The organism is Geomonas sp. Red276, assembly GCF_054784495.1.
This window is the reverse complement of the sequence record NZ_BLXW01000012.1, coordinates 101,278-115,007: the sequence shown is the minus strand read 5'-3', so window position 1 is coordinate 115,007 and position 13,730 is coordinate 101,278. Positions and strand designations below refer to the sequence as shown.

Annotated in this window: 11 protein-coding genes; 3 read left to right on the top strand and 8 right to left on the bottom strand. The window is 64.1% G+C overall.

The genetic code is table 11. The features are described from left to right. Positions 1-25: 25 nt before the first annotated feature. The 7 genes from ACYVL5_RS10605 to ACYVL5_RS10575 all read right to left on the bottom strand — a co-directional run bounded on the left by ACYVL5_RS10605 (position 26) and on the right by ACYVL5_RS10575 (position 7,383). Positions 26-988 (bottom strand): lysylphosphatidylglycerol synthase domain-containing protein, encoded by a 963-nt coding sequence (locus tag ACYVL5_RS10605; RefSeq protein WP_460595567.1) that lies wholly within the window; start codon positions 986-988, stop codon positions 26-28. Between the two features lie 16 nt (positions 989-1,004). Beyond that, the gene (locus tag ACYVL5_RS10600) at positions 1,005-2,339 is read right to left on the bottom strand and encodes a sulfotransferase family protein (protein ID WP_460595539.1); all 1,335 of its coding nucleotides are present in this window, start codon (positions 2,337-2,339) and stop codon (positions 1,005-1,007) included. Positions 2,340-2,371: 32 nt separating this feature from the next. Next, positions 2,372-3,169 (bottom strand): sulfate adenylyltransferase subunit CysD, encoded by a 798-nt coding sequence (gene cysD, locus ACYVL5_RS10595; RefSeq protein ID WP_460595538.1) that lies wholly within the window; start codon positions 3,167-3,169, stop codon positions 2,372-2,374. A 279-nt stretch (positions 3,170-3,448) separates the two neighbouring features. Then, positions 3,449-4,642 (bottom strand): NAD(P)/FAD-dependent oxidoreductase, encoded by a 1,194-nt coding sequence (lhgO, locus tag ACYVL5_RS10590; RefSeq protein ID WP_460595537.1) that lies wholly within the window; start codon positions 4,640-4,642, stop codon positions 3,449-3,451. A gap of 126 nt (positions 4,643-4,768) precedes the next feature. After that, positions 4,769-5,536, bottom strand: coding sequence for an energy-coupling factor ABC transporter ATP-binding protein (locus ACYVL5_RS10585; protein WP_460595536.1), 768 nt, complete (start codon positions 5,534-5,536; stop codon positions 4,769-4,771). Further along, complete coding sequence (gene cbiQ, locus ACYVL5_RS10580) at positions 5,533-6,345, bottom strand: energy-coupling factor transporter transmembrane component T family protein (RefSeq protein WP_460595535.1); 813 nt, start codon at positions 6,343-6,345, stop codon at positions 5,533-5,535. The genes ACYVL5_RS10585 and cbiQ overlap by 4 nt, the downstream gene beginning before the upstream one ends. A 9-nt stretch (positions 6,346-6,354) precedes the next feature. After that, positions 6,355-7,383: an energy-coupling factor ABC transporter permease gene (locus tag ACYVL5_RS10575; RefSeq protein ID WP_460595534.1), complete on the bottom strand. Its 1,029-nt coding sequence runs from the start codon at positions 7,381-7,383 to the stop codon at positions 6,355-6,357. Between the two features lie 502 nt (positions 7,384-7,885). Here ACYVL5_RS10575 and ACYVL5_RS10570 point away from each other — a divergent pair. Continuing rightward, positions 7,886-8,734, top strand: a complete 849-nt coding sequence (locus ACYVL5_RS10570) for a PstS family phosphate ABC transporter substrate-binding protein (RefSeq protein ID WP_460595533.1) — start codon at positions 7,886-7,888, stop codon at positions 8,732-8,734. Positions 8,735-8,736: 2 nt separating this feature from the next. After that, positions 8,737-11,121: a hybrid sensor histidine kinase/response regulator gene (locus ACYVL5_RS10565; RefSeq protein WP_460595532.1), complete on the top strand. Its 2,385-nt coding sequence runs from the start codon at positions 8,737-8,739 to the stop codon at positions 11,119-11,121. Between the two features lie 54 nt (positions 11,122-11,175). On the opposite strand, the gene ACYVL5_RS10560 is transcribed toward ACYVL5_RS10565, so the two are convergent. Beyond that, positions 11,176-11,973, bottom strand: a complete 798-nt coding sequence (locus ACYVL5_RS10560; RefSeq protein ID WP_460595531.1) for a hypothetical protein — start codon at positions 11,971-11,973, stop codon at positions 11,176-11,178. Positions 11,974-12,201: 228 nt separating this feature from the next. Here ACYVL5_RS10560 and ACYVL5_RS10555 point away from each other — a divergent pair, with 228 nt between their 5' ends. Continuing rightward, complete coding sequence (locus ACYVL5_RS10555) at positions 12,202-13,656, top strand: DUF3300 domain-containing protein (RefSeq protein WP_460595530.1); 1,455 nt, start codon at positions 12,202-12,204, stop codon at positions 13,654-13,656. Positions 13,657-13,730 lie beyond the last annotated feature (74 nt).

Genomic DNA, 13,730 nt, shown 5'->3' with positions numbered 1-13,730 from the left:
CCTGGAAACCATGTGTCGATCTGTTTCACCTCTCGCTAGTCACCGCCAGCAGGCCGAGCAGCAGCCAGCAGGCCTCCCGGAACCGCCTCAGGAGCCCGAACCCGGCTCCCAGGGTGGCACCCAGCCTGAAGCCCAGGGCCAGCAGCAGGTTTCCTCCGTCCTGCACCCCGAGGGAGGCGGGTATCATGAAGCCGAGGGCCGCCACCATCTGGGAAAGGGCGTCCAGGCAAAGAGCGGTGCCCGGGCCTATCCCGTGGCCGAGGGAGGCGAAGATCAGGTAGACCTCCGCCGCGTGGGCGGCCCAGCCTAGCAGGAACAACAGCAGGGAACCGAGGGCGAGCCACGGATGCCGGCGATAAAAGCCGGCCAGGGTGGCATCCAGCGAGGCGAGCGCCTCCGCGCGGCATATGAGGAAGGCCGGACAGATGCCGATCCGTTTGAGTGTCCCGAGCAGCGACGTGCAGGGGCTCGCCCGCTGGACGACCAGGAAGCATCCTCCCGCCAGGGCGAGTGCGCCGGTCCCGAGCCAGCCGGACCAGGCGAGCCGGGAGGGGACCTCGGGGAGCACCGCCGGGAGAAGTGCCAGGCCGATCAGGAGGTAGAGGACCAGGCTGAGCACCATGGCGGCCTTGTGGATGATGACCGAGGTGGCCGCCTGCTGCCAGGGGACCCCCGCCGCCTGGAGCCGCACGGTCTTGAACGGCTCACCACCGAGCGAGGCCGTGGGGGTGAGCTGGTTGAGCGACTCCCCGGCCAGCCTGAGGAGGTATAGCCGCCACAGCGAGAGGGTGCCCGGCGCTCCCGGCAGGAGCAGGCGCCAGGAAAGGGTCCACAGGAAGGTGGTCAGGGCGTAGGGGATCAGCAGGAGCGGCCAGTGGTGCCGGGCCATCCCCAGGGTTTCCGCGAGCGCGGGCCAGTCGAGGCCCCGTAACAGCACGGCCAGGGCGACGGCGGCGATCACCAAAAGCGCCAGGTTGAGGCGGCGCATGGTCACGCGGCTCGGATCACCGGTGGTGGTTTGGGTGTCTTGACCGGGAATGGTGCCCCTCCGGGACGACCTTGAAGTAGTCTACGTACTCGGCAAACGCCCTGCTCTCGGTGTCGGGGTCGAGCCCGAACTGTTCCAGCGAGTAGTGGTGGACACCGTTTTTGTCCTTGGGATTCTCCCGGATGAAATGCTCCATGGCACGCTGGGCCTGGCTGGTGAGCTCCCGGCCGAAGTGGCGGTAGATCCTCCTGACCACGGCCATCGGGTAGCGGATCAGGTCCTGGTAGCTCACGTCGCAGAACCGGTTCTCCAGCTCGGGTCTTTCCCGGCGCAGCCGGGTGACCAGGCGGGCACTGTCGGCCCACCGCTTGCTGACCTCGGCCCCGAGCACCTTGAGGTCGATGGGGCCGGTGAAGGGGGAGCGCAGCACGTGGGCGAAGCTCGCGCAGGACGGGAGGATCTTCAGGGGATCGCGGTGGGTGAGCACCACCTGGGCGTCGGGATAGACCTTGAAGAGGGAATCGAGCGCCATGAGGTGGCTGGGCGCCTTCAATACCCAGTGGCCGCCGGGGCAGCGCCACTGCAGGTGCTGCAGGAATCCCCGGTGACAGCGGTAGGCCGGAAGCTTGTCCTGGCTGTCGTGCCAGGCGCGGTAGCCGGTCACGTAGTACATCGATTCGAAGACGTAGCTCAGGAAGGAATGGTCGGTCATGGCGATGCATTCCTGGGGGAGCGTGGCATCGATGGTGTGGCACTTGTCGAAACCCGGCATCAGCACGTCGATCCAGGCCAGCTCACGACGGGTCTTGGCGATGCGCGGGTCGCAGAGGTAGCTTGCGCTTTCCGGCGGGGGCGACGGGTGCATGACCTCCCAGACCTGGGGGGCGCGGGCGGCCGGATCGCAGGAGAGGAGCGCATGGAGAAAGGTCGTGCCGCTCCTGGGAAGGCCGGTGATGAAGATCGGCTTCACCACCTGCTCCTCGGCGATGCCGGAATTCATCTTCCGGTCGTGGTGCATGGTGAGCTTGTTGCAGAGCATGCGGAGCATCTCGGCGTGGACGGTGATGCGGCCGATCAGGTTGAGTTTGGCGTCGCGCTCGAAGGATTCCAGCAGGATCTCGAGCGGTTCCAGGAAGTCGCTCTCCCCGAAATCGTCGAGGCCGGTGAGGCGCCTGCTCTTCTCCAGGAGATACTCGCGGTCCAGCTTGAGGAAGGCACGGCCGTCCTTGAGCGCCACCCTGCCGAACCCGTTCATCCCCTTGATCATGTTGGTCCCCAGCGCGGTCAGCACCTTCCTCGTGCCGGAGTTCCCCTCCCCCGTGCCGCTCGTCACCCTGGCAAGTTGTTCCACGGTCCTCTCCTTCCTCACGTTTCATTGAGACATCACATGTAGCCGTCCTTGCGGAGCTTCTCCATGCCGCGGTTGCCGTCCTGGGCCCGGCCGCTGCGCTCCGCCACCCGGGTGCCGCGGAGCTCCTCGACGATGCTGGCCACGTCCTTGGCCTGGGAGGCGATCGGCGAGGTGCAGGGGGCGCAGCCGAGACTGCGGTAGCGCATCCCGTCGCCGCGGTCGAAGTAGAGGGGAATGATCGGGATGCGCTCCCTTTCGATGTACTCCCAGATGTTGATCTCGCACCAGTCCAGCAGGGGGTGGATCCGGAGATGGGTTCCCGGTTGGAAGGTGATCTTGAAGTGGTCCCAGAGTTCGGGAGGCTGCTCACGGAAGGCCCAGTCGTTGTTCCGGTCCCGCGGCGAGAAGTAGCGCTCCTTGGCCCGGGTCCCCTCCTCGTCGGAACGGACCCCGACGATCACCCCGGTGTACCCCTTTTCCTCCAAAAGCGCGCGAAGCGCCTCGGTCTTGAGCGCGCTGCAGCACTGGAGGGTCCCGTTGGAGGGGTGCATCCCCTCGGCGAGCGCCCTGCGGTTCTGGCCGACCACCAGGTTGAGACCCCACTCTTTCACGGTCTCGTCGCGGTAGGTGATCATCTCCGGGATCTTGTAGGAGGTGTCGATGTGGACCAGGGGGACCGGGCAGTGCCCGAAGAAGGCCTTGCGTACCAGCCAAAGGAGGACGGTGGAGTCTTTACCCATCGACCAGAGCATGCAGAGGTTGCCGAAGTTCTTGTAGGCTTCCCTCAGTATGTAGATGGAGCGGGCCTCTAGCTCGTCGAGTTGGGTCATGTCAGTGGCACCACCTTTCCGGAGAGTAACGAATTAAAACAGATTAACCAATGGAATTGATAAAGATTAATATTAAGGGGATCGTCTGGATTTGCAACCGGTGAGAGAGAAAATTTGTGGCAGCTTGTCAAAGGGGGGGGTGAAGGGAGGAATGGCAGCAGTTGAGACGGCGGCAAGGCAGTAACTGTTGAGATGATCACGCTTCTGTCACTGGCAGTGCCGCCCCTGCTGGTTAGTGTGTTAGCGCGCCATCTCTTAGAAATCACGGCACGCAGACCGTCAGAAGTATTTGGCGACCATCCCCTGGGCGAGATCCATGGAGGAGGTGAAGGCCGGGGAGATGGGGTTGAGGACGTGGAGGGCCGGCCCGTCGGCCAAGACCATGAAGTCCATCACCATCTCCTTCGTGTTCCAGTCGACCAGCTGGGGGCGGATGCCGACCTTGGTGGCCGCCACCAGGTCGCCCGGGGCGATCTCCTTGACCAGACGGGCGGCATCCTTGAAGAAGCAGGACGGGAGGTACTTTACCGGCTCCGAGAGCGCCACGCTCCTGAACTTCGCGTTGGCCATGAAGAGAACGAGGTCCTCGAAGGCGATGGCGAACCCTTCCGCATCGATTCCCGCCAGGATCCCGTAATTCTCCCGGCCGAAGGCGGGAATGGCCGTCGGGCCCACGTAGACGTCCCCGTGGACGCTGCGGGTGAAGTGCACGCCCAGGAACGGGTTTCTGATGTCCGGTACCGGATAGATGCTGGAGTTGACCGTGAAGGGGGCGCTCTTGCTCAAGAGCCGGTAGACCCCCTTGAACGGGATCAGCCGGTAGTTGGTGGCGACGCCGAAATGCCCCGCCACCTTGTCGCAGTGGGCACCGGCCGCGTTGACGAAGCGGTTGAATCCGATCTCCCCCTTGCTCGTCTGCGCGGTCCCGCTCCCCTTGATGCCGGTGAGCCGGCAGTCCAGGATGATCTTCACCTTGCCGCTCGCTTCCAGGTCATGCTTTAAGCTTTTCAGGACCGCCTTCGGATCGACCACCGCCGTATAGTGCGAGTAGAGCGCCCGCTCCACCGTCCGGGCGTTGGGCTCCAGTTCGGCAAGCTGCTTTTCGTCGATCATCTCCACCTTGGCGCCGTTGGCGGTCGCCCGGGTGAAGAGCTCGTCGAGGACCGGCAACTCCTCGGCGGTCCTCGTCACGATCACCTTCCCGTTCTCCAGAAGGGGAAGCCCCTTCTCCTTGCAGTACGCCCGCATCTGGAAGTTGCCGTTCAGGCAGGACTTGGCCTTGAGGCTGTCGGGCGAGTAATAGATCCCGGCATGGAGAACGCCGCTGTTACGGCCGGAGGCGTGGCGGCCGAGATCGGTCTCCTTCTCGATGATCACGATGTCGCCGTGACCATGCTTGACGAGCTCGCGGGCGATGGTCAGGCCGATGATGCCGGCCCCGACGATGAGAATTTCGGCCCTGTCAATCAGCATGACGACGCTCCTTACCGACGTAGGTATTTACCTGTTTATTCAATAGATAGTGACGCTATTGCACGGCATACCAAGGCATAGCTCAAGTATCTGGAGAGCTATGCTGCTCTCAAGGCTTGAGCTCTCCTACCGCTTGTCCCGTCCAACACTACCACAAACCGGGCACCCCTGCATGGAAAAGGGCGGCTCAAGCCTGCACTCGGCCAGCAGTTGTTCGTCCCTGAAGATCTCCAGTGCGGGACCGTCCGCCCTCACCTCTCCATCCTTCAGTACGATCACCCGTTCACACAGTTCGAGGACCATGTCGAGGTCATGGCTGGTGAATATCTTCGTGTGGTGAAACTCCCGCAGTAGGGAGATCAATTGGCGCCGCGCGTACGGGTCCAGACCGCTCGTGGGCTCGTCCATGACCAGGATGTCGGGAGACATGGAAAGGACGGCGGCGATGGCCACCCGCTTCTTCTCTCCCCCCGAAAGGTGGTACGGCGCCTTGCGGGCCAGGTGCGCCCCCCCTACCCTTTCCAGCGTTCCCTGGACGCAGGACTCCAGCTCCGCCCCGGCGAGCCCCAGGTTGAGCGGGCCAAACGCCACGTCCTCGTAGACGGTCGGCATGAAGAGCTGGTCGTCGGGGTCCTGGAAGACCATCCCCACCGTCCGCCTGATCTCGGGAAGCGTCCCCTTGGAGAGCGGGAAGTCGCCGATCCTGATCTCGCCGGCGGTCGGGGCCAGGTACCCGTTCAGGTGCTGGATGAGGGTCGATTTCCCCGCCCCGTTGGCGCCGATCAGGGCGACCGATTCGCCGTGGGTGATCCTGAAGGAGACCTCCCTGAGCGCCTGGGTTCCGTCGGGATAGACGTGGCGGAGCTTTTTGACTTCGACGATATGGTGGCTCATGGCAGGATTCCGGTGACCAGCGAGCCGATGGCCCGCGTCGGGTTGGTTGTTCTGAAGGTGATGAAGGCGACGGTGCAGCCGGCCAGGAAGAGGAGATCGACCGCCTTGAGGGACGATTCCTCCGGCCGCGGGAACGACCCCGTAAAGCCGCGGGCCAGCATGGCCATGTGAATCCTCTCCGCCTTCTGCCAGGTCCGCATCAGGAGGTGCCCGACCAGCGAGGCGTAGCTCGAGATCCCCCTGCCGCGGTTGCCGACGCAGCGCAGTTCCCGGCTGCGGGAGGCCTTCTCCCCCTCTTCCACCAGCACGAACAGGTAGCGGTACAGGAAAAGGAGCTGCATGGCGAAGGCCCTGGGCATCCCGAGCCGCTCCATGGCCCGGCAGAGGTCGGGGAAGCCGGTCAGGGCCACGAGGACCAGGGCGGCACTGACGGTCAATACGGCGCGAAGCACGATGGAAAGCCAGGAGATGACCCCGCCGGTGACGCCGACGCCCCCCAGTTCCAGGATGACCCGGTGATCCAGAAAGGGATTGGCGATCCCGATGAAGAGCGCCAGGGGGCACATGAGGAGGACCTTGTGGGCGAGGTAGCCGATGGGGAGATCACCCAGCGCCGCCAACAGGAGGGGATAGACGAGGAACGGTACCAGCGCGGAGAGTTCGTAGCGTCCGAAGGATACCACGCAGACCAGGAAGACGACGGTGGCGAGGAGCTTTACCCGGGGATCGAGCCGGTGAAGGGTGGTGGAGCCGGCGGCGAGGCGGTCGAGCCTCTTGAGGTCGAGGAGTGCGCCGTCGAGTGATGCCATTCCCGGCGCCTACAGATGCCCCTGTTTTCGCCTTTTCAGAACGAAAACGGTGAGAAGCACCAGCGAAAGGGTGACGACGGTGCCGACCAGGCCGGCGGCACCGGTGCCGCCGATGGGGGTCGTGGAATGCGCGGCGGCGGAAGGGGCGGCGGGCCGGTCCTGCCGGTCGGCGGGGAAGCGGTACTCGGGAAACCACGAGGTCTTGGCCTGGATCCGGGCCAGGGTGCGGTGAAGGGGGGCGGCGGATTGCAGATCACCCTTGCCGGTGGCCCGTGCAACCGACCACTCCAGGCCGTCCGGGTCCTTGGATGCGAAGGAGGAGAGTATCCCTGCGGTCACCAGTGCGCAGAAGAGGATGACGGCGGGGCCGGTGCGATACCAGGGGCGGGTGGCGGCCGATGCCTGGCTGTCAACCAGCGCGGGGCGGGCCTTGGAGAGGAAAGAGACGATAGCGACGGTGGCTACCCCTTCCACCAGGCCGATGGCGAGGTGAATGGGAACCATGAGGGTGGCGAAGGTTCCCGCCGGGAGCTCCGAGATCCCCGAAAAGGAGGTTTCCATGACCACGGCCAGCGCCCCGAGCAGCAGGGCGACCACGGCAGAGATCATGATCGCCGCCGAACGTCGACGGCCCCCCCCCTCCCCGGCGAGGCGCCGGTAGCAGAAGGGGTAGACCAGAAAAGCGGGGATGAAGCCCATGTTGAAGATGTTGCAGCCGAGGGCCAACAGGCCGCCGTCGGCGAAGAAAAGCGCCTGTACCACCAGAACCGAGGCGATGGTGAAAAAGGCCGCCTGAGGCCCCAGCAGAATCGCCAGCAGAAGCCCTCCACCGAGGTGCCCGCTCGACCCGGTGCCGGGGATCGAGAAGTTGATCATCTGGGCGGCGAACAGAAAGGCCCCCAGCACCCCCATCAGCGGAACGCTCCGGTCATCCGGGTCCCTACCCAGCCGGGAGGCACACCAGGCGACCGATACGCCGGAGACACCCCACATGGTGGCGCCCACTGTCGGGGAGAGCAGAGCATCTGCCATGTGCATGTTGGTATCTCCTCTCGATCGGTGGGCGGTAGCACGAATGTGATAATTGTGACACGGTGCGATACATATACAAGAGGGATGCTGGCGGTGTCAAATCTTTTTGCGGGGCCTGCTTTATTGAAGTAATGCTTGCTATAGCAGGCGTAACGGCCGGTAAAACCTAGTCAAAAGCGGTGCAATCCGTGATTTTGCTGCCTGGGTGAAAGGCTCCCGATAGCGTATACGTTGGCTTCCGCACTCTCAAGGGCGGTGCGGTTATGAATCCGTGGTGCCCCGGGAGTCCTTTCTGACCGGCTCTCGCCAGGTTAAAACACTCTTTTCTTTTATTTTAAAATGTGTTAACTTCAGCCGCCAAGAGTTGACAGCATGCGCTATCCTGTCCGTCACAGCTTTTCGGCTTCCGCTATTTAATGTGATTTCCATTGAATGAGTGCCCCTGCCGGTCCTCTGCCCTGGCTCCGGAGGGTATGTGCATATTGTTATCAAGTATCGGGAGTAGGTAATGCTGCTGACGAGGCCACGTATCCCACTGCTGGTAGCCCTCTACTTGCTGCTGTCGCTGGTCGTCCTCCCCCTCTTCTCCTCCGCGAACGCCGTCACCGTGGTCCGTATCGGCGGTACCGGCTCCGCCCTTCCCTCCCTGCGCCTCTTGGGCGAGGCCTTTTCCGCCGCTCATCCGGATATATCCGTGCAGGTACTCCCCAGTCTTGGGAGCGGCGGAGGGCTTGCCGCCGTTCAAAAAGGAGCCATCGACCTGGCGGTAACCGGCCGGCCGCTCAAGAAATGCGAGGCGCGGGGCGTCACCGCCATCGAGTACGCACGATCTCCCTTCCTGTTTGTCGCCCATCCCTCGGTCAACGAGGCCGACCTCACGATTCCGGACCTGGAGCTCATCTACAGCGGGAAAAGGAGCCAATGGTCGGACAACTCCCCTCTCCGCCTGGTCCTCCGCCCCCTGAACGACGTCGACACCGGCATCGTCATGGCGATCTCCCGCGGATTGGCCCAGTCCGTGGAGAAGGCCTACTCACGACCGGGGATGACCATCACCGCCACCAACGAGGAGACGGTGTCCACGCTGGCGGCGACCCCCGGCGCCCTGGGCATCAGCACCCTGACGGAACTGGTGTCCCTCAAGTATCCCCTCAAGGTACTCTCCTTCGGAGGCATCAAGCCGACCCTGCGCCACCTCGCCGAAGGGTCCTACCCGCTGGAAAAACGCTTCTACCTCGTCGTCCCGGATAAGGCCTCCCCACCCGCCAGGATGTTCGCCCGATTCGTCACCTCCGCCAAGGGGCGAAGCATCCTTCGCTCGTCCGGGAACCTCCCGGTTTGGCAGAAGGAGCGGTAGGCATGACTACTATAACCCGTAACCTGCGGCTGAGTTCCGAGCTGACCGTGCTGGTGGCCTTCCTGGTCGCCCTGGCTTTTTCCTGCGGCTACTTCGCCATCTGTTACCAGTACACGCTCGGCACACTCGATGCCGAGGCCGAGCTCACCGCTCCCATCATCTCCGGGATCGTCCAGACCAATCCGGTCTTCTGGAAGTTCGAGCATGACCGCCTGGAAGCCCTTCTCGAGCGGCGGCAGAGCACCTCCGACGAAGCGGTAGGAAGACACATCCTGGATCTCGACGGGAGCGAAGTCGCCTCCAACAACGTGGTGCCCGAAGGGCCGATCATGCGGCGCGCCCAGCCCCTTTGGGACTCCGGCCGCAAGGTCGCCTACATCGAGATCACCCGCTCCATGCGCCCCATCCTCAAGCGGACGGTGATTACCGGGCTGGTCGGGCTCCTCTTCAGCCTGCTGGCCTTCGTCCTGTTTCCCTTCCGCGCCATCGCCCTGGCCAACGTGAAACTGCGGGACTCCCACGATTTCCTGGCCCGCGTGATGGAGAGCAGCACCAATGCCATCGTGGCGGTGGACCTGGGCGGGGTGATCCGGATGGTGAACGGCCGCTGCTACGAAATGAGCGGCTACACCTGCGACGAACTCTGCGGAGCCCGCCTCGACTCGCTCTTCCCCGTGGATGTTGCGCGTGAGGTGCAGGGTGAGCTTGACCGGTTGACCGGCGACCAGACTCAGATGGCCAAGTTCGAGACGCTGCTCCTCAAAAAAGACGCCTCCACCCTCCCCATCGCTTGCGGAGCCGCCCCCATCCTCCAAAACAGCATGATCGCCGGCACCGTGCTCTGCATCGAGGATATCGCCGAACGCACCACGGCCGTCGAGCAGCTTCGCCATGCCAAGAGGTATACCGAGAAGCTGATCCAGTCCGCCAACGTCATCATCGTGGGACTCGACACCGAGGGGGTGGTAACCCTGATGAACCGCACGGCCGAGGAGGCGCTCGGCTACCTGGCGGAGGAGTTGACCGGGAGAAGCTGGTTCGACGTGGTCATGACCGGCGATGCCTTCGAAGAGATGTGCATCGTTCCCGGCGAAAGCCTCGAGATGAGGAGTACCTGCGAGAACCAGATCGTCACCAGAAGCGGCGCCTTGCGCACCATCTCCTGGCGCAACTCCTCCATCCTCGAGGAGGACGCCGTGGTGGGGACCCTCTGCTTCGGGATCGACGTCACCGAGCACCGCAGGACCGAGGGGTTGCTGGCCCAGTCCCAAAAGATGGAATCGGTGGGGCAATTGGCGGGTGGCGTGGCCCACGACTTCAACAACATGCTGAGTGTCATCCTGGGGTACGCGCAGATCTGCCAGGTGGAGGTCCCCCCCGACAGCCCCCTCTCCCCGTACATCCAGGAGATCACCCGGGCCGGAGAGCGCTCCAAGGAGATCGTCCGCCAGTTGCTGGCCTTCTCCCGCAAGGAGATCGTCTCCCCCAGGGAGGTGAACCTCAACACCCACTACCTGGAGACGGAAAAGACGCTGAGCCGCCTGCTCGGAGAGCAGGTCATCCTGAGCTTCCGTCCCTCCCAAGGGCTTTGGCCGGTGCGTATCGATCCCTGCCAGGCCGACCAGATCCTCATCAACCTGGCCGTCAACGCCCGCGACGCCATGCCGCAGGGAGGCTCCCTCATCATCCGGACCGAGAACATGACGGTGGACCGGGAGTTCTGCGAGTACCGGCTGGACGCGAGCCCCGGCGACTTCGTCTGCCTTACGGTGACCGATACCGGGGTCGGGATGGACCAGGAGCTCGTCAAGCGGATCTTCGAGCCCTTCTTCACCACCAAGGAGGTCGGCAAGGGGACCGGCCTCGGCCTGGCCACCGTCTACGGTATCGTCACCCAGAACCATGGGTTCATCGACGTGGAGAGCGAGCCGGGAACCGGCACCACCTTCAGGATCTATCTGCCGCGCTGGGTGGAGAAAAACCACCCGGAGACGGCGGAAACGTCACGGATCCCGGTCGGGTCCGGCCGGGTGCTGGTGGTCGAGGACGATGCCGACGTCCGGTCCATGACCACCGCCATGCTCAAGAAGATGGGGTATGCGGTTTTGCAGGCGGAAACGCCGGAGGGGGCGCTGGAGCTCTTCGGCTCCCTCGCTGACGGGATCGACCTGGTACTCTCCGATGTGGTCATGCCGGGGATGAACGGGCGGGAAATGGCGCGGCGGATGGTCGACCAGCGGCCGGAAACCAAGGTGCTCTTCATGTCCGGTTACTCTACGGAACTGGTCGCCAAGGAAGGGGTGCTGGAGGAAGGGATGTTCTACATACAAAAGCCTTTCAACATGGAAGGGCTCCACACGAAAATCGTCGAGGTGCGCGAGAGTTAGCGCTGGCGGGTAAGTAGGTGATTGGCGCTTTACCGGATTACCCCAGCCGCTTCCTCACCTCGGAAAATCGAGGTCGAGCTGGATGGTGAAGGTGTTTTGTCCCGCGAGCGATCGCTTGGTGTAGATGTCGAAGCCGAAGAGCACGGACACGTTCGTGCAGAATTTCCAGGCGAACGCCACGTTCCAACTGGAATCGACGTTGTCTCCCCCCTGGTAGTCGACTCCCAGCCAGAGTTGGTCAGACAGTTCCTTCATGGTCCGATCCCACGAGAAGAGAAGCCCGGAATTGGCGTAACGGCTGGAACCGTCGTCGGTGACATCCACCAGCGCCCTCCTCGACCCGCGGTAGTAGCCGAGCGCGAACCTTCCAAGCGACGGCACGCTCCCGATCTCCGGGACCGTTTTCCCCACCACTCCGTACACGATGTTCTGCCCGGAAACCACGCGAGGGGCGTCCCCCGCCTCCACGTCCTTGACCGGGCGGGCGTTGTAGAGACCGGCCGCGATGGCCGGGGAGTAGGTGAACATCGAATCTTCCGGGGTCCCGAGCTTGATGTTGCCGCTCCACGGATGCTGGTCGTTGGGGTCCTGGGCCCTGGTCAGGTAGTCGAAGCCGACCTCGAGCCGGACCTTGTCATAGGGGAGTACGCCGATGGTGAAACCGACGTCGATGGTGTTCGCTTCCCTCCCCCCTGCCGAGGCCGAATCGCGGCGGAAATAGGTGTCGGCGTCCAGGTGGCCGACCAGCAGCGGTTGCACGTCCACGGACGGAATCCAGATTATCTTGGAGGGGGTAGCCATTACCCGGGCCGGCGGCCAAACGAAGAGAACGGCCACCAGTGCGAAAATCATCCCTGCCTTCATCCCCGCCTCGCGATCGCGTTAGCCTGAATTAATAAACAGGAAAAACGATATCATGAGCCGATATGGCGTCAAGATGCTGAAGCGAAGGGTAAAGGAAGTGCGGCGGGCAGGGCCGGGATCCCGGAGGTTCCGGAGGGTTAGCTACGCCGGCTTTCTTTGCCTCGGCACGGGCATCTGGTACACTGGAAAGATGAAAAGCTCAAGATGGAGACACCCATGAAAAAATTACTCTTTGCCTTGCCGGCGCTTCTGCTCTTCATCTCCTGCGGGATGTGCTCGCCGGCCATGGCGCAGGACAGTGGCCCGATGGACGAGGTCGAGTACTACGACAACTCCGCGCTCTCCGACGCCCCCCTCTTGAGCCAGGATGAGCTCGACGATCTCCTGGCCCCCATCGCCCTCTACCCGGACCCGCTCATCGCCCAGATACTCCCGGCCGCGACCTTCGTGGACCAGGTGGACGAGGCGGCACGCTACGTCAGGGAGTACGGCCGGGCGGCCCGCATCGACGATCAGCCCTGGGACGTGAGCGTGAAGGCGATCGCCCACTATCCGGATGTGCTTTTCATGATGGACCAGAAGTACGACTGGACCGTCGCCCTCGGGCAGGCGTACATCGAGCAGCCCCAGGACGTGATGGACGCCATTCAGTGGCTGCGCCAGGAGGCGGAGGCGGCAGGGAACCTCTACTCGACCCCGCAGCAGCAGGTGGTGGTGGAACCGGAGGCGATCAGCATCGTCCCCGCCTCCCCCGAGTACATCTACGTCCCGGTCTACGATCCCAACGTCGTCTACTACGAGAGCTACAGCCCCGCCTATCCCTTCATCACCTTCAGCGCCGGCTTGCTCATCGGGGCGTGGCTCAGCCGCGACTGCGACTGGCACAGCCACCGGATCTACTACCACGGCTGGCGGGGAGGCGGATGGGTCGGGAGGGTCAGGCCCCACATCAGGGACCGCCGGGGGATCTACGTCAATCCCCGCTACTCCGAGGTGCGTGTCAATCGCCGCGTTCTCGAGCATCATGACACCCGTTTCCGCCAGGAACTGAGGACGGAGAGCGCGCGTCGCCGGGAAGGGAGGCCGGTGGTGGCCAACCCCCGCCAAAGACCCAACGCCGAGAGACCGCGCAGGGAACGCCCGGGTGCGGCGGCACCGTCGGCACCTGCGCCGGCCCCGGTTCGGGGGGGCGAGCGTCCTCCTGCCGGAGAGCGGCCGGAGCGCCAGCGCCAGGAACCCCAGCATAGACAGCCGGGTACCCCCTCTCCCGCCCCCGCGGTTCAGCCGTCGCCGAAACCGCAGGCCCCCGGCACTCCGTCGACCACCAAGTCGGGAATGAGGGATCTCTACCGTGGCCGGGATGTCCAGCAGCGGCTCCCCGCCTCCCAGTCGGGCTACGGCGGGTACGGTACCAGCCAGGACGCCAACGTCTACCGCCAGCGCGGGCAGGCAAGCCGCGGGCTGACGCCGGCAGTGCAGCCGCGGGCCGTGGTTCCCAGGCCGGTCGCTCCGCAGTCGCATCCGGCTCCGGCCGCTCCGGCCATCCAGCGTTCCGCTCCCGTGCAGCATTCCGCCCCTGCGGTACAACGCTCGGCCCCCGCGGTGCAGCGCCCGGCTACGAGCGCGCCGCGGCAGTCCCCGCCGGCCGCCGGAGGACGCGACCGGCGCTAGGTGAATGCGGAAATCCCCTTGGAGGGAGCTTTCGGAATGACCACGAATTTTTATCCGGATAGTAAAAAGGAACC

Bases quoted from the DNA above. Each gene is read 5' to 3' on its own strand.
- ACYVL5_RS10585 (WP_460595536.1), bottom strand. From the start codon at position 5,536: ATGAGCCACCATATCGTCGAAGTCAAAAAGCTCCGCCACGTCTATCCC.
- ACYVL5_RS10570 (WP_460595533.1), top strand. From the start codon at position 7,886: ATGCTGCTGACGAGGCCACGTATCCCACTGCTGGTAGCCCTCTACTTG.
- ACYVL5_RS10560 (WP_460595531.1), bottom strand. From the start codon at position 11,973: ATGATTTTCGCACTGGTGGCCGTTCTCTTCGTTTGGCCGCCGGCCCGG.
- cbiQ (WP_460595535.1), bottom strand. From the start codon at position 6,345: ATGGCATCACTCGACGGCGCACTCCTCGACCTCAAGAGGCTCGACCGC.
- ACYVL5_RS10565 (WP_460595532.1), top strand. From the start codon at position 8,737: ATGACTACTATAACCCGTAACCTGCGGCTGAGTTCCGAGCTGACCGTG.
- ACYVL5_RS10605 (WP_460595567.1), bottom strand. From the start codon at position 988: ATGCGCCGCCTCAACCTGGCGCTTTTGGTGATCGCCGCCGTCGCCCTG.
- ACYVL5_RS10575 (WP_460595534.1), bottom strand. From the start codon at position 7,383: ATGCACATGGCAGATGCTCTGCTCTCCCCGACAGTGGGCGCCACCATG.
- cysD (WP_460595538.1), bottom strand. From the start codon at position 3,169: ATGACCCAACTCGACGAGCTAGAGGCCCGCTCCATCTACATACTGAGG.
- ACYVL5_RS10555 (WP_460595530.1), top strand. From the start codon at position 12,202: ATGAAAAAATTACTCTTTGCCTTGCCGGCGCTTCTGCTCTTCATCTCC.
- lhgO (WP_460595537.1), bottom strand. From the start codon at position 4,642: ATGCTGATTGACAGGGCCGAAATTCTCATCGTCGGGGCCGGCATCATC.